Source organism: Polaribacter sp. Asnod6-C07, assembly GCF_045063625.1.
Taxonomy (GTDB): domain Bacteria; phylum Bacteroidota; class Bacteroidia; order Flavobacteriales; family Flavobacteriaceae; genus Polaribacter; species Polaribacter vadi_A.
Window position 1 is genome coordinate 2,754,668 of record NZ_JBEFOF010000005.1, and the last position, 24,633, is coordinate 2,779,300.

At 27.9% G+C, this 24,633-nt stretch carries 28 protein-coding genes; 14 read left to right on the forward strand and 14 right to left on the reverse strand.

Going from position 1 to position 24,633, the window contains the following annotated elements; genetic code table 11:
- Window positions 1–66 precede the first annotated feature (66 nt).
- The 5 genes from mnmA (at window position 67) to ACJJVK_RS11905 (ending at window position 3,619) form a co-directional block, all read left to right on the forward strand.
- Window positions 67–1,254 carry a tRNA 2-thiouridine(34) synthase MnmA gene (mnmA, locus tag ACJJVK_RS11885; protein WP_405566201.1) on the forward strand — a complete coding sequence of 396 codons (1,188 nt, stop codon included), beginning with the start codon at window positions 67–69 and terminating at the stop codon, window positions 1,252–1,254.
- A gap of 24 nt (window positions 1,255–1,278) precedes the next feature.
- Entirely contained in the window at window positions 1,279–2,097 is an 819-nt protein-coding gene (locus tag ACJJVK_RS11890; protein WP_405566202.1) for a hypothetical protein, read from the forward strand.
- A complete protein-coding gene (locus ACJJVK_RS11895) occupies window positions 2,090–3,031 on the forward strand; it encodes an NAD(P)H-dependent flavin oxidoreductase (RefSeq protein ID WP_405566203.1) in 942 nt (313 codons plus the stop codon). Before ACJJVK_RS11890 ends, ACJJVK_RS11895 begins: the two co-directional genes overlap by 8 nt.
- 115 nt (window positions 3,032–3,146) lie before the next feature.
- On the forward strand, window positions 3,147–3,338 hold the full coding sequence (locus tag ACJJVK_RS11900) for a cold-shock protein (protein ID WP_015480027.1): 192 nt from the start codon (window positions 3,147–3,149) through the stop codon (window positions 3,336–3,338).
- Between the two features lie 83 nt (window positions 3,339–3,421).
- Window positions 3,422–3,619 carry a YwbE family protein gene (locus ACJJVK_RS11905; RefSeq protein WP_405566206.1) on the forward strand — a complete coding sequence of 66 codons (198 nt, stop codon included), beginning with the start codon at window positions 3,422–3,424 and terminating at the stop codon, window positions 3,617–3,619.
- Window positions 3,620–3,628: 9 nt separating this feature from the next.
- Here the strand turns inward: ACJJVK_RS11905 and ACJJVK_RS11910 are convergent, their stop codons facing one another.
- The 3 genes from ACJJVK_RS11910 to mtaB form a co-directional block, all read right to left on the reverse strand.
- Window positions 3,629–4,531, reverse strand: coding sequence for a lytic transglycosylase domain-containing protein (locus tag ACJJVK_RS11910; protein WP_405566207.1), 903 nt, complete (start codon window positions 4,529–4,531; stop codon window positions 3,629–3,631).
- A gap of 35 nt (window positions 4,532–4,566) precedes the next feature.
- On the reverse strand, window positions 4,567–5,235 hold the full coding sequence (locus tag ACJJVK_RS11915; RefSeq protein ID WP_405566209.1) for an alpha/beta hydrolase: 669 nt from the start codon (window positions 5,233–5,235) through the stop codon (window positions 4,567–4,569).
- Window positions 5,236–5,297: 62 nt separating this feature from the next.
- A complete protein-coding gene (gene mtaB, locus ACJJVK_RS11920; RefSeq protein ID WP_215995043.1) occupies window positions 5,298–6,632 on the reverse strand; it encodes a tRNA (N(6)-L-threonylcarbamoyladenosine(37)-C(2))-methylthiotransferase MtaB in 1,335 nt (444 codons plus the stop codon).
- A gap of 39 nt (window positions 6,633–6,671) precedes the next feature.
- Here mtaB and ACJJVK_RS11925 point away from each other — a divergent pair, with 39 nt between their 5' ends.
- Complete coding sequence (locus tag ACJJVK_RS11925) at window positions 6,672–6,989, forward strand: antibiotic biosynthesis monooxygenase family protein (RefSeq protein WP_405566211.1); 318 nt, start codon at window positions 6,672–6,674, stop codon at window positions 6,987–6,989.
- Window positions 6,990–6,991: 2 nt separating this feature from the next.
- On the forward strand, window positions 6,992–7,516 hold the full coding sequence (locus ACJJVK_RS11930) for a DUF4442 domain-containing protein (RefSeq protein WP_215995045.1): 525 nt from the start codon (window positions 6,992–6,994) through the stop codon (window positions 7,514–7,516).
- An 84-nt stretch (window positions 7,517–7,600) separates the two neighbouring features.
- On the opposite strand, the gene ACJJVK_RS11935 is transcribed toward ACJJVK_RS11930, so the two are convergent.
- The 8 genes from ACJJVK_RS11935 to ACJJVK_RS11970 all read right to left on the reverse strand — a co-directional run bounded on the left by ACJJVK_RS11935 (window position 7,601) and on the right by ACJJVK_RS11970 (window position 15,086).
- Entirely contained in the window at window positions 7,601–8,743 is a 1,143-nt protein-coding gene (locus ACJJVK_RS11935) for a geranylgeranyl reductase family protein (protein ID WP_405566213.1), read from the reverse strand.
- 34 nt (window positions 8,744–8,777) lie between these two features.
- A complete protein-coding gene (locus tag ACJJVK_RS11940) occupies window positions 8,778–9,788 on the reverse strand; it encodes an endonuclease/exonuclease/phosphatase family protein (protein ID WP_405566215.1) in 1,011 nt (336 codons plus the stop codon).
- Window positions 9,789–9,809: 21 nt separating this feature from the next.
- A complete protein-coding gene (locus ACJJVK_RS11945) occupies window positions 9,810–10,658 on the reverse strand; it encodes a rhomboid family intramembrane serine protease (RefSeq protein ID WP_405566217.1) in 849 nt (282 codons plus the stop codon).
- Window positions 10,658–11,389 (reverse strand): rhomboid family intramembrane serine protease, encoded by a 732-nt coding sequence (locus ACJJVK_RS11950; protein ID WP_405566219.1) that lies wholly within the window; start codon window positions 11,387–11,389, stop codon window positions 10,658–10,660. The genes ACJJVK_RS11945 and ACJJVK_RS11950 overlap by 1 nt, the downstream gene beginning before the upstream one ends.
- Before the next feature lie 2 nt (window positions 11,390–11,391).
- Complete coding sequence (gene mutL / locus ACJJVK_RS11955; RefSeq protein ID WP_405566221.1) at window positions 11,392–13,209, reverse strand: DNA mismatch repair endonuclease MutL; 1,818 nt, start codon at window positions 13,207–13,209, stop codon at window positions 11,392–11,394.
- Complete coding sequence (locus tag ACJJVK_RS11960) at window positions 13,209–13,484, reverse strand: riboflavin synthase subunit beta (RefSeq protein WP_405566222.1); 276 nt, start codon at window positions 13,482–13,484, stop codon at window positions 13,209–13,211. Before ACJJVK_RS11960 ends, mutL begins: the two co-directional genes overlap by 1 nt.
- Window positions 13,485–13,736: 252 nt before the next feature.
- A complete protein-coding gene (gene ribH, locus ACJJVK_RS11965) occupies window positions 13,737–14,243 on the reverse strand; it encodes a 6,7-dimethyl-8-ribityllumazine synthase (RefSeq protein WP_405566224.1) in 507 nt (168 codons plus the stop codon).
- 75 nt (window positions 14,244–14,318) lie between these two features.
- Window positions 14,319–15,086: a tetratricopeptide repeat protein gene (locus ACJJVK_RS11970; RefSeq protein WP_405566226.1), complete on the reverse strand. Its 768-nt coding sequence runs from the start codon at window positions 15,084–15,086 to the stop codon at window positions 14,319–14,321.
- A gap of 113 nt (window positions 15,087–15,199) precedes the next feature.
- Here ACJJVK_RS11970 and recF point away from each other — a divergent pair, with 113 nt between their 5' ends.
- Together recF and ACJJVK_RS11980 are read left to right on the forward strand one after the other, a co-directional pair.
- Window positions 15,200–16,279 (forward strand): DNA replication/repair protein RecF, encoded by a 1,080-nt coding sequence (gene recF / locus ACJJVK_RS11975; protein WP_405566228.1) that lies wholly within the window; start codon window positions 15,200–15,202, stop codon window positions 16,277–16,279.
- Window positions 16,280–16,371: 92 nt separating this feature from the next.
- Complete coding sequence (locus ACJJVK_RS11980) at window positions 16,372–16,668, forward strand: DUF721 domain-containing protein (RefSeq protein ID WP_215995054.1); 297 nt, start codon at window positions 16,372–16,374, stop codon at window positions 16,666–16,668.
- Between the two features lie 373 nt (window positions 16,669–17,041).
- On the opposite strand, the gene ACJJVK_RS11985 is transcribed toward ACJJVK_RS11980, so the two are convergent.
- A complete protein-coding gene (locus tag ACJJVK_RS11985; RefSeq protein WP_405566230.1) occupies window positions 17,042–17,461 on the reverse strand; it encodes a nucleoside-diphosphate kinase in 420 nt (139 codons plus the stop codon).
- Between the two features lie 219 nt (window positions 17,462–17,680).
- Here ACJJVK_RS11985 and ACJJVK_RS11990 point away from each other — a divergent pair, with 219 nt between their 5' ends.
- The 5 genes from ACJJVK_RS11990 to ACJJVK_RS12010 are packed head-to-tail and all read left to right on the forward strand — an operon-like array spanning window position 17,681 to window position 21,708.
- On the forward strand, window positions 17,681–18,709 hold the full coding sequence (locus tag ACJJVK_RS11990; RefSeq protein WP_215995056.1) for a bifunctional oligoribonuclease/PAP phosphatase NrnA: 1,029 nt from the start codon (window positions 17,681–17,683) through the stop codon (window positions 18,707–18,709).
- 16 nt (window positions 18,710–18,725) lie between these two features.
- Entirely contained in the window at window positions 18,726–19,229 is a 504-nt protein-coding gene (gldI, locus tag ACJJVK_RS11995) for a gliding motility-associated peptidyl-prolyl isomerase GldI (RefSeq protein WP_405568365.1), read from the forward strand.
- Between the two features lie 9 nt (window positions 19,230–19,238).
- Window positions 19,239–19,964: an FKBP-type peptidyl-prolyl cis-trans isomerase gene (locus ACJJVK_RS12000; RefSeq protein WP_215995058.1), complete on the forward strand. Its 726-nt coding sequence runs from the start codon at window positions 19,239–19,241 to the stop codon at window positions 19,962–19,964.
- A 3-nt stretch (window positions 19,965–19,967) separates the two neighbouring features.
- Window positions 19,968–21,125: a peptidylprolyl isomerase gene (locus ACJJVK_RS12005; protein WP_405566232.1), complete on the forward strand. Its 1,158-nt coding sequence runs from the start codon at window positions 19,968–19,970 to the stop codon at window positions 21,123–21,125.
- Between the two features lies 1 nt (window position 21,126).
- A complete protein-coding gene (locus ACJJVK_RS12010) occupies window positions 21,127–21,708 on the forward strand; it encodes a phosphatase PAP2 family protein (protein WP_405566234.1) in 582 nt (193 codons plus the stop codon).
- A gap of 4 nt (window positions 21,709–21,712) precedes the next feature.
- On the opposite strand, the gene ACJJVK_RS12015 is transcribed toward ACJJVK_RS12010, so the two are convergent.
- A complete protein-coding gene (locus ACJJVK_RS12015) occupies window positions 21,713–23,374 on the reverse strand; it encodes an ArnT family glycosyltransferase (protein WP_405566236.1) in 1,662 nt (553 codons plus the stop codon).
- Window positions 23,375–23,403: 29 nt separating this feature from the next.
- Window positions 23,404–24,624: a peroxiredoxin family protein gene (locus tag ACJJVK_RS12020; protein WP_405566238.1), complete on the reverse strand. Its 1,221-nt coding sequence runs from the start codon at window positions 24,622–24,624 to the stop codon at window positions 23,404–23,406.
- Between the last annotated feature and the right edge of the window lie 9 nt (window positions 24,625–24,633).

The following is a 24,633-nucleotide window of genomic DNA, read 5'->3' on the forward strand; positions in this document are numbered from 1 at the left end:
TCCATCAATTCTTTCAATTTATAGTTCACTTACAAAGTCGTAACTTTGCAACCTCAAAATTAAAAAATGAAACGAGTAGTTGTTGGTCTTTCTGGTGGAGTAGATTCTAGTGTAACAGCACATTTATTAAAAGAACAAGGGTATGAAGTTATTGGGCTTTTTATGAAAAATTGGCACGATGATTCTGTTACTATTTCTAATGAATGTCCTTGGTTAGAAGATTCTAATGATGCAATGATTGTTGCAGAAAAATTAGGTATTCCTTTTCAAGTTGTAGATTTAAGTGCACAATACAAAGAACGTATTGTAGATTATATGTTCGACGAATATTCTAAAGGTAGAACTCCAAATCCTGATGTTCTTTGTAACAGAGAAATTAAGTTTGATGTTTTTATGGACATTGCTCTAAAACTAGGAGCAGATTATGTGGCTACTGGTCATTATTGTAGAAAAGGCGAAGAAATTATAGATGGTAAACCTGTTTATAAATTATTAGCAGGTAAAGACAATAATAAAGATCAATCTTATTTTTTATGTCAATTATCGCAAGAACAATTGGTAAAAGCTTTGTTTCCAATAGGCGAATTAACAAAACCAGAAGTTAGAGAAATTGCAAAAGAAGCAGATTTAATTACAGCAGAAAAGAAAGATTCGCAAGGTTTATGTTTTATAGGTAAAGTACGTTTACCAGAATTTTTACAGCAAAAATTACAACCAAAAGAAGGTGAAATAGTTACGATTCCTGCGGATTTTACAACGTATGTAAAAGAACATCCGAAGTTTGAGAATAAAGAAGATGAACTCAAATATTTATCAACTAAATTTTCTTACAACAAAGAAGATGGTAAAGTTGTAGGTAAACATCAAGGTGCACATTATTTTACTAAAGGACAACGTAAAGGATTAAATGTTGGTGGTACAAAAGAAGCTTTATACGTAATTGAAACTGATGTAAATGAAAATGTAATTTACACTGGTGAAGGTAAAAATCACGCTGGTTTGTATAGAAATGTATTGTTTGTTTCTAATGATGAAATGCATTGGATTCGTGAAGATTTAACTTTAAAATCTGGAGAAACAATGCAGGTTGATGCTAGAATTAGATACAGACAAAAATTGGAAAACGCTACTTTACACAAAGTTGATACTGGTTTGTATGTAGAATTTGATAACAAACAATCTGCTATACAAGAAGGGCAATTTGTGGCTTGGTACAAAAATGAAGAATTGTTAGGTTCTGGAGTTATTTCGTAACTTCGTTTTCATAAATATTTTGCTATGAAAATAAAATTCTCCATTCTATTTTTTTCTCTTGTTATTCAATCGGTTTTTTCTCAAAAAGATTCAATTGTTAGTTATTTAAACAGAAAGTTTGAAATTAATAATAATAGTAACAATAAAAACGATGTTGCTTATTTAAAAACCCAAGTAAAAAAAGATGCACTTTGGGAAAATATTATTTATTACAGAAAAGGGAATATTTTTAGAAAATATTATTCTAAAAACCTTAATGAGGATATTTATGTAGGTAAATTTTTAGAATATCATAGAAATGGTAAACTAAAAAAAAGGGTTTTTTATGATAACTCTGGTTATGAAAATGAAAGTATAATTATATTATTTGACAATGGAAAAAGAAATTATACAGGGCAATTTTTAAAAGGAATTGACATTAACTTATGGAAATACTACCATTATAATGGACAAGTAGCTGCTAAGTTTTATAAAGATAAAAAAGGGAATATTACAAAATCTGTGTTTTTTGATGAAAAAGGACAAGATGTACCAGAAGATGAGTATATAAAATTCAAAAAAGCTACATTTAAAGGCGGAATTGAAAAGTTTAATGAGAAAGTAAAGGTTTTACCTTATAGAATTAGGTATTATGTAAATACAACCATTTATGTAAATTATACTATAAATGTTGACGGAGATATTACAGATGTTTATGTAATAAATAATGTACCTAAAGATTTAGAAGAACAAATTAAATTATATTTAGAATCTATTAAGGGGTGGTCTCCTGAAATTGATTTTAACAGAAAAATACCTACAAATTATACTGTTAAATTAAATTTTTCTGTAATTGATGAATAATAAAATTACACAACTTTTTAATATAAAATACCCAATTATTCAAGGAGGAATGGTTTGGGTTTCTGGTTGGAGGCTAGCTTCTGCAGTTTCTAATGCAGGTGGTTTAGGCTTAATTGGTGCAGGTTCTATGTATCCTGATGTTTTAAGAGTACATATTCAAAAATGTAAAAAAGCAAAAGACAAACCTTTTGGTGTAAATGTACCAATGTTGTATCCTCAAATTGAGGAAATCATGAATATTATTGTTGAAGAAGAAGTCAAAATTGTATTTACATCAGCAGGAAACCCAAAAACATGGACTTCCTTTTTAAAAGAAAAAGGGATTACAGTTGTGCATGTAGTAAGTTCTGTGAAATTTGCTTTAAAAGCAGAAGCTGCAGGTGTAGATGCCATTGTTTGCGAAGGTTTTGAAGCTGGAGGTCATAATGGTCGTGAAGAAACAACAACGTTTACTTTAATACCAATGGTTAAGGAAGCTGTAAAAATTCCTGTAATTGCTGCTGGCGGAATTGCAACAGGAAAAGGAATGCTAGCTGCAATGGTTTTAGGTGCAGATGGTGTACAAATTGGTAGTAGATTCGCTGCAACAGAAGAGTCTTCTGCTCACATCAATTTTAAAAATTCTATTGTTAATGTTAAAGATGGTGATACACATTTAACATTAAAAGAATTGGCACCTGTACGTTTGATAAAAAATAAGTTTTATCAAAAACTACAAGAATTATATCAGCAAAACCCTACTAAAGAACAATTAATAGCATTGTTAGGTAGAGCAAGAGCAAAAAAAGGAATTTTTGAAGGAGATTTAGAAAATGGTGAGCTAGAAATAGGACAAATTGCGGGTTTAATTCATGAAATAAAATCAGCAAAACAGGTTTTAGAAGAGGTTATTGGTGAGTTTAATGCTGTTAAAACCACTGTTAATCAGCTATAAGAAGTTAATTGAAAGAAAATCAATAAATTATGCCTTTCTAAATTTATTGGCACTATATTTGCAACTTAAATAAACGTTGTTAGGAATTAATTTAACAACACAATAATTTTTTATAATGAATAAAGGTACCGTAAAATTTTTCAATGAATCTAAAGGATTTGGATTTATCACTGAAGAAGGAACAAACAAAGAACATTTTGTACATGTGTCAGGATTAGTTGACGAAATTCGTGAAAACGATGAAGTTGAATTCGACTTACAAGATGGAAGAAAAGGATTAAACGCAGTAAACGTAAGAGTTTTATAATTATATATTGCTAGTTAAATTTTTATCTAAAAGCCTGTCAAAATTTTGATAGGCTTTTTTATTTTTATAATTAAATATTATTTATGATTGATTGCAGGCAAAGAAAAAATATTAAAGTCGGTTTGTTTGTAGAAATCGTTCAAAAACCACATCAAAAAACAGGCGAATTAACAGAAGGTATTGTTGCAAGGTTACTAACAAATTCACCTAATCATCCTTATGGAATTAAAGTACAATTAGAATCTGGTTTAGTTGGTAGAGTTAAAAATATAATTGAATAGTACTATTTCTTAATTTGCAGGTATTTTAATTGTGTACAATTTTCTGCTCTTATTGTTTAAGTGATGTTCTCTTAACCAAGGATTTAAAATCTTAAATTCCTTGTAATTCATCCCAAACTTTTTTGCAAAAGCAGTAATATTTGTAATTGCAGTATCAACTTTTACAGTTGTCGTTTTTTCAATTGTATATAAATCTTCTTTTTCAAAAACAAAACCATATTTCTCAGAATTATTAATAATCTCTTTTAAAGCTAAAATTCTAAAAACGTAACGTTCAGTTTCATCAGCAAGTTTTGCATCATAATAATTATCTACATCTTGTGCCTCTAACCTTCTAGAAATTCCATAATTACCAGCATTATAAGCAGCAGCAGCTAAAGTCCAAGAATTAAAACGTTCTTTAGATTTAATTAAATACTCTGCAGCAACTTTAGTAGATTTTTCAATATCGTACCTTTCATCAACATTTTTATTAATTTCTAGCCCAAATTCTTTACCAGTTTGTTTCATAAAATGCCACATACCAGCTGCACCAACATTAGAGGTTTCATCTATAAAACCACTTTCTGCTAAAGCTAAAAATTTAAAATCATCAGGTAAGCCATATTTTCTTAAAAGTGGCTCTAAAACAGGAAAATATTTATGAGCTCTTTTTATCAATAATAAACCATTAGATTGCCAATATGTATTTACTAACAATTCTCTTTCCATTCTTTCCCTAACATCAGGTATTTCTAAAGGAACTCTTTCACCTGCCAAATTTAAATTGTTAGGTAATTTTAAAGATTTAATTTTATAGTATTTATGAGTGCTTACAATAGGGTCTATTTCTTCTTTATTTATGGCATTAATAAAGATAGAGGTAATAAAAACGATACTTAATATAGATAAAATTCTTAATGGTTTTTTCATAATCAAATTAATTTAAAGTATAAAAATACTTAATACTACTTGTTTAAAAAAGTTAAAGTATCCTCAATTATTTTAGATATTTGCTTAGCTTTTATAATTATCATAGAATGATTTCCGTTTTCAATTTCAATAGCATTTTTAATATTTTTTATCGGAAAAATCTCATCTTTTGTTCCGTGAATATGCGTAATGTTTTCTAAAACTATTTGCTGTTTCCAATTAAGAACATTTTCTATAGACCATTTCAAATAGTTTTCTCCTCTAACAGAAAGGTATTTTTTATACATTTTGGCTTTTTTTTCTAAGGTTTTGCCAATAAAATATTTAGAATACGTCTCAAAATTGGTTACAATTTGAGTTGGGAATAATTTGTAAATTTTACTTTTGCTAGCAAATTGAAAAGTAGTTGGGAATTCAGTTTGAGATTTAACACTAGATATAATAATTACTTTTTTAACATCGATAAACTTTGTAATTTCTTGTACTATAATCCCACCAAAAGAAACACCAACCAAAACAGGGTTTTCGTGTTTAATTTCTTCGGATAATCTTTTAGTGTAACTATTTAAACTTTCATCTAAAGTAAGTGGTTCTTTCCAAGTTAAATAATGCAATTCATATAACTCATTAGAAAGGGTTAAGTTTTCAAAAATTTCAGGTCCTGCAGCTAAACCAGGCATAAAATAAATATGAGTTTTAGACATAACAATTAATTTAAAATATACAATTCAGTGTACTAAGCACAAGTTTAATGCCAAGTTCCAAGTTATAAGGCTACTTTATCTTCTACAAAATCGAAACGCACCAAACCATCATCATCAATATTTGTTAAAGTAATGGTGTGCAAAGTGTTTATTAATTCAGGATTCCAAGGTGTTTTTACTTTTACGTAATTTTCTGTAAATCCGTTAATATAGCCTTCTTTGTTTTCATTTTCAAACAAAACAGTTACAGTATTACCTAATTGAGCTTCATAAAAAGCACGTCTTTTTTTAACAGACAAACCACGTAACATTTTACTACGTTTTGCTCTTGTTTTTTTAGGTACAACACCATCAAAATCTACAGCCTCTGTATTTGGTCTTTCAGAATATGTAAAAACGTGTAAATAAGAAATATTTAATTCGTTTAAATAATTATAGGTTTCTAAAAATAATTCATCAGTTTCACCAGGAAAACCAACAATAACATCAACACCAATACAAGCATTTGGCATTACTTCTTTAATTTTAGCAACTCTATTTGTGTAGGTATTTCTTAAATATCTACGTTTCATTTTCTTCAATAACTCATCACTACCAGATTGTAAAGGAATATGAAAATGAGGTACAAAAGAGTCGGATTTAGAAACAAAATCAATCGTTTCATCCTTTAGTAAATTAGGTTCAATAGAAGAAATTCGTAAACGATGAATACCATTAACCTTATCCAATTCTTTTACCAATTCTAAAAAAGTATGTTCGTGTTTTTTGTTACCAAATTCACCTTTTCCATAATCGCCAATATTAACACCTGTTAAAACAATTTCTTTAATGCCTTTTGATGATATTTCTTTGGCATTGTTTATTACATTCTGTAAAGTATCGCTTCTAGAAATTCCGCGAGCTAAAGGAATTGTGCAATACGTACATTTGTAATCGCAGCCATCTTGTACTTTTAAAAAAGCACGAGTTCTATCGCCTATAGAATAAGAACCTACATAAAAATCGGCATCAACAATTTCGCAAGAATGTACTTCACCAACATCATTTTTAGTTAAATCGTTAATATAACTGGTAACATTAAACTTTTCTGTTGCACCTAAAACCAAATCTACACCATCTACAGCAGCCAATTCTTCTGGTTTTAATTGCGCATAACAACCCACAGCAATTAAAAAAGCATCTTCATTTTTCTTTAATGCATTTTTTACAATCGATTTAAAACGCTTATCTGCATTATCTGTAACTGAGCAAGTGTTAATTACGTAAATATCTGCTTCTTCAGTAAAATCTACACGTTCAAAGCCTTCATTGACAAAATTTCTTGCAATGGTTGAGGTTTCCGAAAAATTTAGTTTGCAACCTAAAGTATAAAAAGCTACTTTTTTATCTGCCATCATTCCTGTACATTTATAGATTGCAAATTTACAAATTTAATTATGATAGTAGCCCATCTAAAAGCACCTTACTATGCTGTTATTTTTACAACAATTTTAGAAAATAATTTACAAGATTATCTAGAAACAGCTGAAAGAATGGAAGCTCTAGCAAAACAACAAAATGGTTTTTTAGGTATTGAATCTGCAAGAAAAGAAATAGGAATTACAGTTTCTTATTGGCAAACTGAAGATGATATTATTTTTTGGAAAAATAATATAGAACATACAGAAGCAAGAAATTTAGGCAGAGAAAAATGGTATAAACAATACCAATTAAGAATCTGTAGAGTGGAACGTGAATATGGTTTTAAGAAATAAAGATGTACGCACAAATTCAGAAAGTATTAGAAAAATTTATGAGTAAAAGTAGTATTTATAAATACGGTTTTAACTTATCACCTATGTATAGAAGATCTACTGGAAGAGTAATAAAAGTTTCTAAGGATTTATTAAATATAGAAATACAAATCAAATTAAGTTACAAAAACAGCAATTATGTAGGTTCTATTTTTGGCGGAAGTTTATTTTCTGCAACAGATCCAATTTTTATGATTCAGTTGTTAAATATTTTAGACACCAATTTTGTGGTCTGGGATAAAGCAGCTTCTATAAAGTTTAAAAGACCAGCAAAAGAAACTTGTTATGTAGATTTTATTTTTACTTCGGATGAAATTGAACAAATAAGAAAAGATGTGTCTGAGAAAAAAGAAATTGATTTAATTAAAAATATACAATTAACCAATAAGGATAAAACTGTTGTTTTTGCTGAAGTTTCTAAAACAATTTATATAGCTGATAAAAGGTATTATAAAGAGAAAAGAAAGCTTAAAGCAAAGCAAAAGTAATCATCAAAGTTATTTTGAAGATGTAATATTTGTTGTTATAGTTTCTATTGATTTAATACGTTCCTAACTCAGAAATACATTTAATTAAAAAATCTTCTCTTTAATTTTATTTTTAAGTTTTTCTGAAACATTTGTAGGAAAAGGACGATCTCCATGTAAAATATCAACCATAATATTATTAAAATATTGGCCGTATTTATTCAATAAATACTTTCTAACAGGATTATTGTGATAAAAGAATTTAGATAAAAAAGCGCCCGATTTTAACTCAGGTAACAATTTAATATTTAGTTTTTCTAGGTAAAGTTTTTCAGCAATTTTTAAATCTAAATTGCTTTCAATAATTGCTTCAGCAACATATTTTCCGCTTAAAATAGCGTTAGAAATTCCTTCTGCAGTAATGGGTTCTGCAAAACCTGCAGCATCTCCAATTAAAAAGACATTGTTCTTTACAAAACCATCTGTTCTTGGTGCTAAAGGAATCTGAAAACCATGAGCATCTTCCTTTACTATTTCTTTAATTCCTAAAGTTTCTAAATATTTTTTGTAATATTCTTTTAAATTGATTTTTCCTTTTTTAGTAGTTAAAACTCCTAATGATAAATGATTTTTTTTAGGAAAACACCATGCATAACCATAAGGAACTGCATCAATATCAAAACGTACAGTTTTAGAAAGTCTTTCAAAATCTTCTGTAGAAACTTCTACTTCATACTCTAAAGCAGGTATTAAATTTCTAGTATCATTTTTATAACCCGCCATTTTTGCAGTCGGGCTCAAAACTCCATCAGAAGCAATAATAAAATCAGCAGAAATATCACCTTGAGAAGTTTTTAAAATTGATTTATCATCAGTAAAATCAATACTTATCAATTTATGATCTTCTAATAAAGTAACTCCAAATTCTTTTGCTTTATTAACAATTAAATTGTCGAAAGCATCACGCATAATCATTGTAATTATGGGTTCTTCTTTGTTAGAATAGTAGCATTTTTCGTGATTGTTAAAGTAAGTATCAACTTGGCAAAATTCACGTTCTACAACCTCAGAAATATCAAAAGGCATGTTTTTTTTACCTCTGTTAACAAAGCCACCACCACAAGTTTTATATCTTGGTAAGGTTTCTTTTTCTATAATAACTGTGTTAATACCTTGTTTGCCTAAATAAAATGCGGTTGATGCTCCAGAAGGACCACTACCAATAATTGCAACTGTAAAATGTTTCATAGCACTAAAAAGCTTTACGCGAATATAGAGATTCTTACCAATTTATTTTAGCTTGAATAGGGAAGTGATCTGAATTTTTTTCTGTAAATGATGTAAATTGATTAATTTCTGCGTTTTCATCTGTTAAAATAAAATCGATTCGCATAGGAAACCAATAATTAAAAGATTTACCAAAACCTTTACCAGCCTCAATAAATGCATCTTTTTTATCTTCGGATATTTGATTATACACCCAAGAATAGGAAGTGTTATTAAAATCGCCAGCAACTATTTTTTTGCCTTTCCATTTTTTTTCGTGTTCTAAAAATAAAGAAGTTTGTTCTGCTTGTTTTTTAAAGCCTTCTTTTAATCTTGCTACTAATTTTTCCGAATTTTCTTGTCCAAAGTTTTCTTTATCTGTGTTTAAACCTAAAGATTGTAAGTGAATGTTGTAAATTCTAATGGTGTCTTTCTTTTTTAAAATATCAGTAAAAATGATATTGTTAGACGTGTTTTTAAAATCAAAAGAACCTTTATTAATTATCGGAAATTTAGAGTAAATGGCCAATCCGAAATTAGAATTTAGTTTACTAGATTTAATATATTTGTATTTATAATTAAAATTTATTCCTTTCTGATTAAAAAATTCTTGAAAAAGTAGAATATCTGGCGATTCATTTTTTATAAAATTATTGATGTTTTCTGGTATTTTTTTGTCATCAATCCAATTCCAATAATTAAACATTCTAACATTATAACTCATTACTTTTAAATCTTCTTTGTTAGAAATCTCTTTTTCAGAAAATTTATAAATATTAGGTATTATAAACCAACCAAGCAATAAAATTAAGGTTGATAAAAGGAATTGTTTTTTTATGTTGATAAGCCAATAGAGTACAAAAACTAAGTTAATTACAATTAAAATAGGGGCTAATAAGCTTAGTATTGCAAATATAGGAAAAGACTGAGGAGAAACATAAGGCAATAAATATGAAAACAACAAACAAGTAGCCATCAATGAATTGATGATATAAATAAGCTTATTTATAAAAGATAATTTTTTCACGTTGGGGAGTTAAAAAATGAACTATTTTTTGCCTTGTCTAAACAAAAAATCTTTTTCTGCTTTAGTTAAAGTATCGTAACCAGATTTACTAATTTTATCTAAAATATCATCAATCTGTTGTTGATTTAAATTGGTATTCGTTTTCTTTTTTACTTTTGATTTATGTACAGTTTTTAATGGTGATTTCTTTTTCTTTTTAAAAAGATTTGCAATTTTATCGAATATTTTAATTTCTGTATTACTCGCTTTTTTAACGTATAAAAAACCAAATAAAGCACCACCTAAATGTGCAAAATGGCCTCCAGCATTATTGCCAATTAAAGCCATAACATCTAACCCAATCCAAATTGCAGCTAAATGCCAAAGTTTTACAAAACCTATAAAACGTAATTTTAATTGATAATTAGGTATGTATGCAGCAATACCAATAAAAATTGCAGAAATACCTGCAGAAGCACCAATTAATATAGATGTTTCACCATCAAACAAAGGAAAATAATTCTGACTGAAAATAAATAAAATTCCACCGAAAAAAGTACCTAATAAATAGAAACTCAGCAATTGTTTTTGAGTAAAATATTCAAGAAATAAATTACCTATAAAATACAAAACCATAAGATTCATTAAAATATGAAGAAAATCGGCATGTAAAAAACCATAAGAAACAATAGACCAGGGTTTTGTATATAAAGATTTTATTTCATCATCTAAAGAAAACCATTCAACTAACCAGTTTATTTGTCCTTCGTATAAACCTTGAAAAACACTTACTAAAATGGTAATAACGAATACAGCAATATTTATAAAGATTAATTTTTCTACAATATTACCAGTAATATACCTTCTTTTTATTTCGTCTATTACACTCATTAATTTACTTTAAATTGATTTTTTTTCCAGAACCAAGCAATTAAAAAACCTATTAATGCACCACCAACGTGTGCAAAATGAGCAACATTTCCAATAGAATACTTTGTCATTCCAAAGAATAAATCACCTAAAATCATAACAGGAATAAAGTACTTTGCTGCAATAGGAACAGGAAAAAATATTAATGCTAATTTTGCATCTTTAAAATACAATCCAAAAGCAACTAAAATTCCGTAAACAGCTCCAGAAGCTCCAACTGCGGGTGTGTTATATAAAGACCAAATTTTATTAAACTGATCTTGATTAATTACTTCTGCTAATCTAGGATCATTTGTGCTACCAATTTCTAAGATTGAGATTACTTCTGAATCAGTTAAACCAGCATTTATAAAAATTTCATAAATACCATTAAACTGATAGTAATTAACCAATGTATAGATTAAACCTGCACCAATTCCTGCAGAAAAATAGAAAAAGAAAAACTTTTTCTTACCCCACATTTGTTCTAAAGGAGTACCAAAAGCCCATAAACCATACATATTAAATAAAATATGAGAAAAGCTTCCGTGCATAAAAATATGTGTGACATATTGCCAAAAGCCAAAGTGTTCATTTCTTGGAAAATGTAAAGCCAAAATATTTGTAAAATCTAATTGTAATATTTGTGGTGCAATAAAAAATATTACATTTATAATAATTAGATGTTTTATAGCGTCTGTAATTCTATTCATTTTTAGCTGTTAAATAGATTATCTATTTCGTTTAATGTAAGCGTTTTAAAAGTTGCTTTACCTGTAGGAGAAACTGTTGGCTCTTTACAAGAAAATAAATTATTTACTAAACTTTCTTGTTCTTGTTCAGAGAGTTGAGTTCCAGTTTTAATAGATAATGTTTTAGCAAAAGATTTTGCCATAACATCAAAATGACTAAAACTTGTATCTGGTACTTCTAAATTTATATCATTTAAAAGTTCCTCTAATATAATAGTAATTTTACTTTCTGTAACAGAAACCGGAATTCCTTTAATGGTAACACTGTCTTTGGTAAATTCATCAAAAGAAAAACCAGCATTTTCTAATTCGGTTTTTATGGTGTATATCATTTCTATTTCTTGTGATGAAAAAGAAATTTTAACAGGAAACAATAATTGCTGACTATTAGCTTCTTTTACAGTGATACTTTCTAAAAAATCTTCGTACAAAATACGTTGATGTGCCAAAGATTGATGAATTAAAACTACACCAGATTTTATCAAACTCATTACATATTTGCGCTGAATTTGAAATGTTTTTTGTGTCTTAGTCTCTGGTTGATGTTCAAATAGTTCTTCTTGCTTTTCTGTTTGATGATTAGAAACAGAAGTATATAAACTTTCCCAGCTTTGTGTATTTTGCTCTCTTTTGTAAGGGAAACTAGTTTCTTTCTGTTTTACATCTTCTTTAAAAGGGTTAAAATCAGGATCTACAGTAATTTTTGGTGTAGATGTTTTTGTGTTATTTTTATTTAAATGATAAGGTGTGTCTAAATTTGAATCCCTATTAAAATCTAAAACAGGAGCCACATTATATTGTCCTAAACTATGTTTAACAGTCGCCCTTAACATAGAGTATAAAGCCTTTTCGTTATCGAACTTTATTTCTGTTTTTGTAGGATGAATGTTAATATCTATTGTGTTTGCAGGTACAGTTAAATATAAAAAATAGGAGGGATGTGATCCTTGTTCTAACAAACCATCAAAAGCATTTACTACTGCATGATTTAAGTAAGAACTTTTTATAAATCTGTCATTTACAAAAAAGAATTGTTCGCCTCTTTTTCTTTTAGAAAATTCTGGTTTTGCTACAAATCCGTTAATATTTAAAATATCTGTTTGTTCATTTATTGGTACTAATTTTTCATTCATTTTTGTACCAAAAACAGCTACAATTCGTTGTCTTAAATTGCCATTTTTTAAATGATAAACCTCATTGTTATTATGGTGCAATAAAAAAGCAATATCTGGATGTGCTAAAGCAACTCGTTGAAATTCATCAATAATATGTCTGGTTTCAACAGTATCTGATTTTAAGAAATTTCTACGAGCAGGAATATTGTAAAATAAATTTTTTACAGCTAAACTTGTGCCTTTAGAAGTAGAAATAAAATCTTGAGAAATTACTTTGCTGCCTTCAATTTTTAGGCAAGAACCTAACTCCTCATTTTCTTGTTTGGTTTTTAATTCTACGTGTGCAATTGCAGCAATAGATGCTAAAGCTTCGCCCCTAAAACCTTTTGTACATAGATTAAACAAATCTTCTGCTTTCTGAATTTTAGATGTTGCGTGTCTTTCAAAACACATTCTGGCATCTGTAGCACTCATTCCTTTACCATCATCAATAACCTGAATTAAAGTTTTACCAGCGTCTTTTAGTAATAATTTTATACTAGTTGCACCAGCATCAATTGCGTTTTCTAACAATTCCTTTACCACAGAAGCAGGTCTTTGCACTACTTCTCCTGCAGCAATTTGGTTAGCTACATGATCTGGTAAAAGTTGAATGATGTCTGACATTAATTATTAATGAATATGGATAAATCGAAATCTATAATATACAAGAAAGCTAAAACTAAAATTAAAACAATGTAAACAATTGTCTTATTAAACTTGTTTTCTGAATCTTTTAATTCGTTTATGGCTGCAGAAAATTTAGATTTTAAGCCTTTGTTTTTTCCTGTTGTAGTTCTAAATTTATCTAGTTTATGTTCTATTTTAAAAGGACTTCCTTCTCCTTTATAATAACGAGGTTGGTAATCAAATTTTTTATTTGTTCTTTTTAAAAATCCCATAATTTTAGATAATAATTGGTGAATAATGGTTTAGAAATCTCAAATATTGTACCAATTTTAAGGATATCAAAATTAAAGAATTAAAAGGAATACTTCAAGGAATGATGTTAAAAGTATTCTTAAAAATCCTGCATGATTTTTAAACCACTTTAGGTTTGTGTATTCTTTTAAATTAAGAGAATTCCTAAAAGGTTAAAGAAATTTTGTATTAGAATTTAAAAAAAATGATTTGTATTTTAAACCTCTACTTAATTAAAAACCAATGCTATCAGAAGTTCTATCTATATTTTTAAGAGCTGCCATTTTTACAGCTGCAACAGCACATTCTATACCTTTATTACCTAATTTACCTCCAGATCTGTCTATTGATTGCTGTTTGTTATTATCTGTTAAAACACAGAAAATTACTGGCACATCGTATTTAATATTTAAATCTACAATACCTTGTGTAACTCCTTCACAAACAAAATCGAAATGTTTTGTTTCTCCTTGTATTACATTACCAATAGCAATGATAGTATCTACATTTTGAGACTGTATCATTTTTTTGCAACCGTAAACAAGTTCAAAACTACCAGGCACATCCCAAGAAATTATATTTTCTTCAGTTGCACCACAGTCTAAAAAAGCTTCAATAGCTCCTTTTTTTAGGTTTTGTGTAATTTCTGGATTCCATTCAGAAACAACAATCCCAAATCGAAAAGTCTTCGCATTTGGGATTGTTGTTTTATCGTAATATGATAAATTGGTTGTAGCCATTTGTTGGTTTTTGGTTTATTGTTGTTGATTTTTAGTAATATTTGTAACTAAAAACTAAAAACCAAGAACTAAAAACTATTGAGCATATTTTGCTGCATTGATAAATTTTTCTACATCTCTACCTTGATCAGATTTTGGGTAGCTTTCTTTAATTTTAGAAAATAAATCTTCTGCTTTACTGTATTCTTTTAAATTCATAGCAGTTTGCCCTGCTTTGTATAAAAATAAAGGAGTTGTAAAATCGTTTGTTTTTTTGTTAGCTGCTTTTTCATAGTATTCTAAAGCTTCTTCTTCTTGTTCAATATCAGAAAAAGCATCACCAATTGCACCTAAAGCAACAGGACCCAACATTTCATCATCAGAATCAAATTTGCTTAAAAATTCGATAGCTTTATCATATTGTTTCATTTGTAAATAAGAAACACCAGCATAATAATTTGCCATATTTCCTGCATCTGTACCACTATAAGAATCAGCAATATCTAAGAAACCGTATTTACCATCTGCACCTTCTAAACCTAAAGTTAAAAGAGAATCTATACCAGAACCAGCAGTTGCTGCTTCATCAAAATATTTTCTAGGAAAAGCCAATTCGTTAGACGCATCTAATTCATTTGGTTCTACTATATATTTATTATATCCTAAAAATGCTAAGAAAATAACAACAATTGCTACTAAAGCACCAAATAAAACTTTACTGTTTTTCTCAATCCATTGTTCAGATTTAGAAGCAGTTTCATCTAAAGTATTAAATACTTCAGCAGTTGTACTGTCCATATTTTCTACTTGTTGTTCTTCTTGTTTATTCTTAGGTTTGTATCCTCTCTTCTTGTATGTTGCCATATTTCCTTAAAAATTAGTGGCGCAAAAATAGTTTTTTTAATTGGATTTTAAAAGAGGTTATTTCGCAAAATTTTCAATAATTTGCAATCCTTTTTTAATCTAGTTTTTTACAAATGTATTTACAGAAAATTTCTATTGTAAATTTTAAAAATATCGAATCGCAAACTTTTGATTTTCAGGAGAAAATAAATTGTTTTGTGGGTAATAATGGTGTAGGTAAAACTAATGTTTTAGATGCAATTTATTACTTGTCTTTTACAAAAAGCTACTTTAATTCAGTGGCTGTGCAGAATATTAAACATGGTGAAGGTTTTTTTATGATAGAAGGTAATTACCTTTTAAATGATAGAAATGAAAAAATTGTATGCAGTTTAAAAAAAGGACAGAAAAAGGTTTTAAAGAGAAATGAAAAAGCTTATGGAAAATTTTCTGAACATATAGGTCAGTTTCCTTTGGTAATCATTTCGCCTGCAGATCGTGATTTGGTTACAGAAGGTAGTGATACTCGTAGAAAATTTATAGATGGTGTAATTTCTCAACAAAATAAAGCCTATTTACAAGATTTAATTGCTTATAATAAAGTGCTAAGCCAGAGAAATGCATTATTAAAATATTTTGCAGCAAACAGAACTTTTGATGCTTTAAATTTAAGTGTTTATGATGAGCAATTAGCTAATTATGCAAGCAAAATATATAAAGTAAGAAAGACCTTTTTAGGAGAGTTTATTCCGATTTTTAATGAAAAATATCAGATTATATCTGGTGATAAAGAGCAAGTAAATCTTAATTATAAAAGTCAGTTACATGATTTTAATATGGATGATTTGTTAAAAAAATCTTTAGAAAAAGATAGGGTAATTCAATATACCACATCAGGGATTCATAAAGATGATTTAAGTTTTGAAATTGGAGATTATCCTATTAAAAAATTTGGTTCTCAAGGTCAGCAAAAATCATATTTAATTGCTTTAAAATTGGCGCAATTTCAATTTATAAAACAGCAATCTAAAGTTACTCCTATATTATTGTTGGATGATATTTTTGATAAGTTAGATGAAAATCGTGTTGCGCAAATTATAGATTTAGTGAATAATGATGAGTTTGGACAGATTTTTATTACTGATACTCATTCTGAAAGAACTGAGAATATTTTAAAACAAGGTGATAAAGAATATCAAATTTTTAAGTTGTAGTGTATTGAAAGTAGTAAGTTTAGTTTTAAAAGTTTAATTCATTTTAAAAAATAGATTGCACATCAATAAAAAAGATTTGTAAGAATAAAAATATGGCAAAGCGAGAAAATGATTCCTTTTCGATAGAAGATTTAATGAAAACCTTTATCAAAGAAAATAATTTGAGCAAAGGAATGCAAAAAATGAAAGTTGAAGAAACTTGGCTCAAAATGATGGGGCCAGGAGTTGCCACGCATACTACTTCTGTAAAGTTGCAAAATAAAACTTTAATTATTCAATTAAAATCGTCTGTTTTAAGAGAAGAATTAAGTTACGGAAAAGACAAAATCATTAAAATGATGAATGAAGAATTAGGAGAACAGGTAATTACAAAATTGATGTTAGTTTAAATGAAAAATTATTGCCATAAATTTATGGGAATAATGATCATTTTATTGAGTCTATTTTGGGTGTATCAGAATATAAACCTTTATTAACTTTATCATTTTACAAATGTTCTTTTTGCTTTTAGATATTCTAATTGGGCTTTATTTTTTTAAGTTTTTTTTGGTGTTTTTAAATTAAGATAATTTATAAATAAAAAGTAATTTTAATTACAGAGAAAGTAAATAACAAATGTTTTTTTTTTAATTGTATTTAGGGTAATTTAGGTGTTGATTAATAATTTTTAAGAGAAGTGTTTATTTGATTTTTAAAAAAGAAAACTCGCAACCAAAAAGGTTACGAGTTTTTAAAAATATTTTTTTGAACTTAAATTCTAAATTAGAATTGCTCTCTACCAGAAAAGTGAAAGTTTCCTTCGATTTCAGCATTTTTATCAGAATCAGAACCATGAACTGCATTTTCTCCCATAGAAGTTGCATATAATTTTCTGATTGTTCCTTCAGCTGCATCAGCAGGATTTGTTGCTCCTATTAAAGTCCTAAAATCACTAACTGCATTTTCTTTTTCTAAGATTGCTGCAATTATTGGTCCTCTTGTCATAAACTCAACTAATTCTCCAAAAAACGGACGCTCATTATGCACAGCATAAAAAGTTTCAGCATCAGCTTTTGTCATTTGAGTTTTCTTTAACGCTACAATTCTAAATCCTGCAGCATTAATTTTTTCTAAAATTGCACCAGTGTGTCCGTTTTCTACAGCATCTGGTTTTAGCATTGTAAATGTTCTATTTGTTGCCATTTTCTATAATTTTCGGCAAAAGTACATCTTTTATTGTTAATAACAAGTTAATGATATACTTGTGTTAATTCTAACTGTATTATATGGTGTTTACTATTATTAAAAGAGTGTTTTTATTTTCTTAAATATTAAACTTTAACTCACTAAAATTGTCGTTATATTTATATGTATAAGAAAATATATTTTAATCAATGTTATTAAATTGTATATTCGCAAATTATGATTTTGAAAGGATTTGAAGATTTAAAAGAGTTTTTAGAAGAACCAAAAAAAATAGTAATTGTAGGACATAGAAATCCTGATGGTGATGCTATGGGTTCTACTTTAGCGTTAAAGCAATATTTAAATAAAAAAGGCCATAAAAGTACAGTTGTTGTTCCTAACGATTATCCAGATTTTTTAAAATGGTTGCCAGATTCAGACTCAACTTATTTATTCGATTGGCAAAATAAACAAGCTAAAAGAGCAATAAATAATTCTGATATTATTTTCTTATTAGATTTTAATGCATTGCATAGAGTAGGTAGTGATATGCAGAATACATTAGAGGCTTATGAGAACGATTTTGCAATGATAGATCATCATCAACAACCAGATGATGTAAAATATATGTATTCTGATACAGAGATCTGTTCTACTTGTCAAATGGTGTATCAGTTTATTGAAATGAATAACGATTTAGATTTAATTGATGCCAATATTGCAACTTGTTTATACACTGGTATAATGACAGATACAGGTTCTTTTCGATTTAGATCTACCACAAGTACAACCCACAGAATTATTGCAGATTTAATTGATAAAGGCGCAGAAAACGATAGAATACATAATAACGTTTATGATGCCAATTCTTACAATAGGTTGCTATTATTAGGTAAAGCTTTAAGTAATTTACAGATTTTACCTAATTATAATACAGCTTATATTACTCTAACAGACGAAGAAAAAAAACGTTTCGACTTTCAAAAAGGAGATACAGAAGGTGTTGTAAATTATGCATTATCATTAAAAGGTATAATTTTTGCAGCTATTTTTATTGAAGACAAAGAACAAGGTATTATTAAAATTTCTTTCAGATCAAAAGGGAAATTTTCTGTAAATCAATTTGCTAGAAACCACTTTGATGGTGGAGGACATGATAATGCTGCAGGTGGTAGGTCAGATTTACCAATGGCAAAAACAGTAACAAAATTCACATCATTAGTTTCAGAATATCAACAAGAATTAGAAACCTCTTATGAAGCATAGTTTTTTGTTTTTTTTGATGATAGTTTGCTTTTCGTGTTCAAAAATTGAGCCTAGAAAACCTATTAATCCCAAACCTTCTACCACACTTTATTTTGAAGCAATGCAACAAAATAAAATTTTAAATAAACAAGAAGAGAGTAAGATTTTACACTTAATAGAGAACGATTCTTTAAATACTTATTACCAATCTTCAAATGGGTTTTGGTATAAATACATCAACAAAATTACTGAAGATTTGCCAACTCCTATAAAAGGAAATGAAGTTACCTTTCAATATAATATCACAGATTTAAAAGATTCAATAATTTATAGCAAAGAGGAGTTAGGAATTAAAACTTATGCAATAGACAAACAAGACATTATTTCTGGCTTACAAAAAGGAATAAAGTTGATGAAAATAGGAGAAACCATTACATTTGTAATTCCATCTTACAGTGCTTATGGTATTGCAGGCGATGGAAAAAAAATTGGAATAAATCAATCAATAAAAAGTACAGTAACATTAACAAATATTAAATAAACAAATAAAATGAGAGTATTAAAAAGTTTAGCAATTATTACAGTTTTAGGAACAATGGTTTCTTGTGGAAATCAAGTAAAAAACGCAAGTTCTTTAGAAACTGAATTAGATTCAGCTAGTTATGCTTTAGGTTTAGATATGGCTTTAAAAGTAAAAGCTAATTTTGATGAAGCAGATACAGATTTATTTTTACAAGGTTATAGAAACGGAATTGATTCTACAAACTTGTTAATAGAAGAAAAAGATTTAAGTAATTTTTTAAGAGCTTTCTTTCAAAAACAACAAGCAGAAAAAATGAAAGAACAGCAAGCTAAAGCAGAAAAAGATGCTTTAATTAAATTTGCTGATGTTAAAAATGCGGGTGAAGAATTTTTAACGCTAAATAAAGTAAAAGATGGTGTAGAAACTACTGCAAGTGGTTTACAGTATATTGTACTAAAAAATGGTAAAGGAGATAATGTAAAGCCTACAGATAAAGTTAAAATCCATTATCATGGAACTACAATTGATGGTGAAGTTTTTGATAGTACTGTAGATAGAAAATCTCCATATACATCAAACGCAAATGTTTTTGTACCAGGTTTTAATGAAGCTTTAACTTTAATGAATGTTGGTTCAAAATATAAATTTTTTATTCCTCAAGAAATTGCTTATGGTGCACAACAAAGAGGGCAATTAATTAAACCTTTTTCAGCTTTAGTTTTTGAAATTGAAATATTAGAAATTGTTAAGTAATAGATGAAAAAATCAATCTATATTTTAGTTTGTTTCTTTTTAATTATTGGTTGTCAATCTCCAAAATATAAAGATTTACAAGATGGTTTGTATGCAGAAATACAAACGAATAAAGGAGATATTTTATTAGAACTATACCCAGAAACTGCACCAATGACAGTTGCTAATTTAGTGTCTTTAGCAGAAGGAACTAATAATAAAGTTGCAGATTCTTTAGAAGGTAAAAAATTTTATGATGGTATTCGTTTTCATAGAGTTGTAGATAATTTTGTAATACAAGGAGGTGACCCAACAGAAACAGGAAGAGGAACTCCTGGTTATAGGTTTGGTAGCGAGTTTACTAAAGATGAAAATGGAAATTTGCTTTATAAACATGATGATGCAGGCGTATTTTCTATGGCAAATGGAGGTCCAGAATCTAATGGAAGTCAGTTTTTTATAACACATAGACCAATTCCTCATTTAGATGGTAAACATACCGTTTTTGGTAAAACAATTGTTAATTCAATTCAGTTAGCAGATTTAATAACAAAAGCTAAAGACTCTTTAAGTTTAGAAAGAGCAATAGATTCTTTAAGAATGGCTGTTGTTTTTAATATAGAGCAATTTGATACTATTAATACAATAGAAATTGTTAGAATTGGTAGTAAAGCAAAATCTTTTGATGCAGCAGAAATTTTTGATGCAGAATTAATTAAATATGCAGAAGGTAAAAAAGATAGAGAAAAAGATCTTTTAAATGCAGAGGCTGTTAGGTATTCTAAGTATTTAGAAGATAAGGTTACTTTTTTAGCTAAAATGGATGAAGATAAAGCAACAAAGACAAGCTCTGGCTTACGTATTTTAAAGCTTAAAAATAATCCTTCAGGAGAAAAAGTTGTTACTAATAAACCTATTAAGGCACACTTTACATTATATACTGCAGATGGTAAAAAAATACAATCTACAGAAGATTCTGGTCAGCCTTTTGTTTTTCAGTTAGATGATGCAGAAAGACCAATGATAACAGGTTTTAAAGAAGGTGTTGCAGATATGAGAGTAGGTGAAAAAGTACGTCTTTTTATACCTTATTATATTGGTTTTGGTGAAGCAAAATTTGGACCTTTTCCAGCAAAATCTGATTTAGTTTTTGAAGTAGAAATTTTAGAAATAAATAAATAATTTGTTCGATTTTATAATTAAAAAAGATCAAGAATTATTAATATTCTTAAATAGTTTAGGAAGTGAACAATGGGACCCTTTTTGGTTGGCAATAACCAAACAATTTAATTGGGCACCATTGTTCCTTTTTGTTATTATCTTAATATTTAAATTTTTTGGTTTAAAACGTGGAGGTTTTGTAATATTATCTCTAATAGTTTTAGTAGCCTTTTCTGATCAGTTTGTAAATTTAATTAAGAACTCTGTAGAAAGATTAAGACCAAATAACAATCCAGAAATAAATCATATCATAAGAACTTTTACTTATTCTCCTGGTGGATTTAGTTTTGTATCTGGTCACGCAACAACATCTACATTTTTCTCTGTATTTGTAATCCTTTTGCTTAAAGATAAATTCAAATACATTTACTTCATTTTAATTTTTCCATTATTTTTTGCATATAGTAGAATGTATTTAGGAGTGCATTTTCCTTTGGATATTACTTTGGGCACTTTAATTGGTTTTACACTGGCAAATTTGTATTATTTGCTGTTTAATAAAGTAGATCAGAAGTTGTTTGCAAAACAAATAGCAAAAGAGTAGCTTTTTATTTAACTTCTACCAAATATCTGATTTCTAAAGCCTCTTTTCTAGTGTCTTTTTTCAGAAATTTATTATTAATTCTACTTACAGCAAAGTTTTCGATTTCTTTTATTATTTTAAAATTTACGTTTTGTCTTTTAAATAAATAAATTTCTTTATTATTAAGATAAAAAATACGTCCTTTTTCTTGATGGATTTTTAAAGTATCAATTCTTTTAAAATTATCTTTTAAATAATATTCGAAGGCAAAATGACGATTCATATTATTTAACAAACTTCCTTTGCCTTTATAATTTTTATTTACAAAACGAGCTGCACTTACACCTCCTTGATATGGTAAAATAGTTGGATAAAAATGTGTGAATAAAAAGGTGTAAATATTTAAAAACAATACTGTAGAAACAAGAAAAAGCTTCTGAATTGAGCTGTTTTTAGATTTGTAAATACTTCTGAATATAAAGATTGAAAAAGCTAAAACTGCTAAAAATACAAAGTTAAATTCAGGTTGCATTACATAAAATAGAAAGCCGATAATTAAAATGGCAATTACATTTTGAAACCAGAAAATTACAGCATAACCTTTTTTAGTAACATTCTTATTGTTACTTAATTTGTCAATAAAATCAGCAACAATAATTGCCATAAAAGGAAATACAATATTAGTATAATGAGCTAATTGAAATTTGCTTAAAGAAAAAATAAATATGGCTGATAAACATCCAAAAAGACTATAGAATTCCTCTTTTGTAATTATTTTTTTAAGGTTTCTTTTTACTTTGCTAAATGTTGCTATATAAAAAAGGATTCCAAAAGGTAAAAAAGCCCAAAGAATAGTGTGTAAAAAGAACGTTTTATCTCCAGTTCCTTTTATAGGGCCAGAATTAAAAAATCGACCAAACTGACTATCCCAAAAGAAAAATTTTAGCCCAGAAACATTGTTTCGTTCAAAAACTAGTTTTTCAGGATGCATATCAAACTGAACATATAATGTGTAAAGTTCTGGTAAAATAAAAATGAAAATTAGTACGGTTGCTAATAACCAAATAGGGTTAATAATTTGTTTCCATTTTCTTTTTAAAAACAGCTCACCACCCAATGCAGCTATTATAGGAATCATCGCAAAAATACCTTTAGTCATAATTGCAAATGCAGAAAAAAGACAGGCAAAAATTAAATGTTTTATTCGTTTGTTTTTTAAGTAAACATCAAAATAATAAATGCTACTAATCATAAATGCAGTTAAATAAGCTTCAGCTCTCACATCAAAATTAGAAATAATACTATGAGTTGCAGTTGCTAAAATAATTGCAGCATAAATACCTGTTTTTGTATTGTAATTATTTTTAGTGAATTTATAGGTGGTATAAATTCCGAAGAAAAAAATAAGCACTGCTGGTAGTTTGTAAGCAAAATTAGTAACTCCAAAAATTTTATAAGAAATTGAAGTAAGCCAAAAAGGTAAATGAGGTTTATCTAACCAATCATGACCTAAAGAATATAGGTTTATATAATCGTTACTTTCTGCTATACTTTTAGAAATTGATGCGTATAATGCAGCATCAGGATCTATTAAATCTAAAGGAAGCCCAATAATAGTAACAATTAAAATTAAAGTAAAAATTAAAAAAAACAGATTATTTTCTTTTGATAAAAATTTGGCTAACATAAGTTTTTTGTAAAGTTTTTAAATCTATTTTATATATTGTGTTTTTCTAAAAGTTCTTGAACAAATTCTTCAAATTCTTTTTTAAACTCTTCATACTTTTTACCAGTTGCAGGTCCATTAAAACCAGTGTGAATTTTTTTAACTTTTCTGTTTTTATCCATAAAAATAGTGGTAGGATAAGAAATAATATGGTTTAACATTGGTAATTTTTTTTGCGCCAAAGTTTTATCAGCAACTTTACCAAATTGTGCTAATAAAACAGGGTATTCTACACCAACTCTTTCTTTAAAACGCTTAATTCTTTGGTAAGCAATTTCTCTGGTTTTTGCCACTTCAAAAGCTAATGCAATTACTTGTAAATTTTCATTCGGATTTTCCTGTAAATAGTTTACTAAATACTTACTTTCATCCAAACAATTTGGGCACCAAGTTCCCATAATTTGAATGATGATAGTTTTGTCTTTAAATTCAGGATCACTTAAAGCAACAATTCTACCTCTTGTATCAGGAAAAGAAAAATCGAAATATTCGTACCCCTCTTTAATGTAGGTTAAATCTTCTTCTTTTGGCAACTCATAAGCATTGTTTAGTTTTGCTCTAAAAGGTTCTTTCCAATGATTTCCAGAATAGAAAAAACCATTCATTGTAGAATCTGTAACCTTTGCTGTAAATAAAAATGCATGAGCACCATCAAAAGTAGAAAGCTTTAAAGAATCACCGTCAATAATACCTTCTAAGTATCTATAATCTCCAGTAGTTGTTCTAAAAGTACCAGTTACTTTATTTTTTGTTTGATTAAAAATTCCTTTGGCAATGTATCTTTCATCAGGATTATTATCACTAAAAACAGTTTGCCAATTACCAGAAATATTAACTGATTCTTTTTGGGTTGATGAAAATCGGACACTATCTTTTTTTGCTTCAAAAGGTACAACTCTGTCTAAACTAGGTTTAATAAAACTACCTTTTAATGTGTTATTTGCAATTTTAGCAATAATATAACCTTCAAAAACAGGTGTTTGAATAGTAATTGAATCATTGCTGTAAGTAATTTCGTCAACAATAATTTTTTCATCAGCATTAATAATAGTGATTAAAGAATCGTTTTCAACTTTAAAAATAAATGGTAATTCTTGGTTGTTTTTCACCTTTAAAATGGCTCTGTAAGTACCTTTATCTAATTTTATTTCTGTTTTTTTATCACAAGAAATAAATATTAAAATACTGATTATCAATAAAAAAATCCTCATTACTAACTC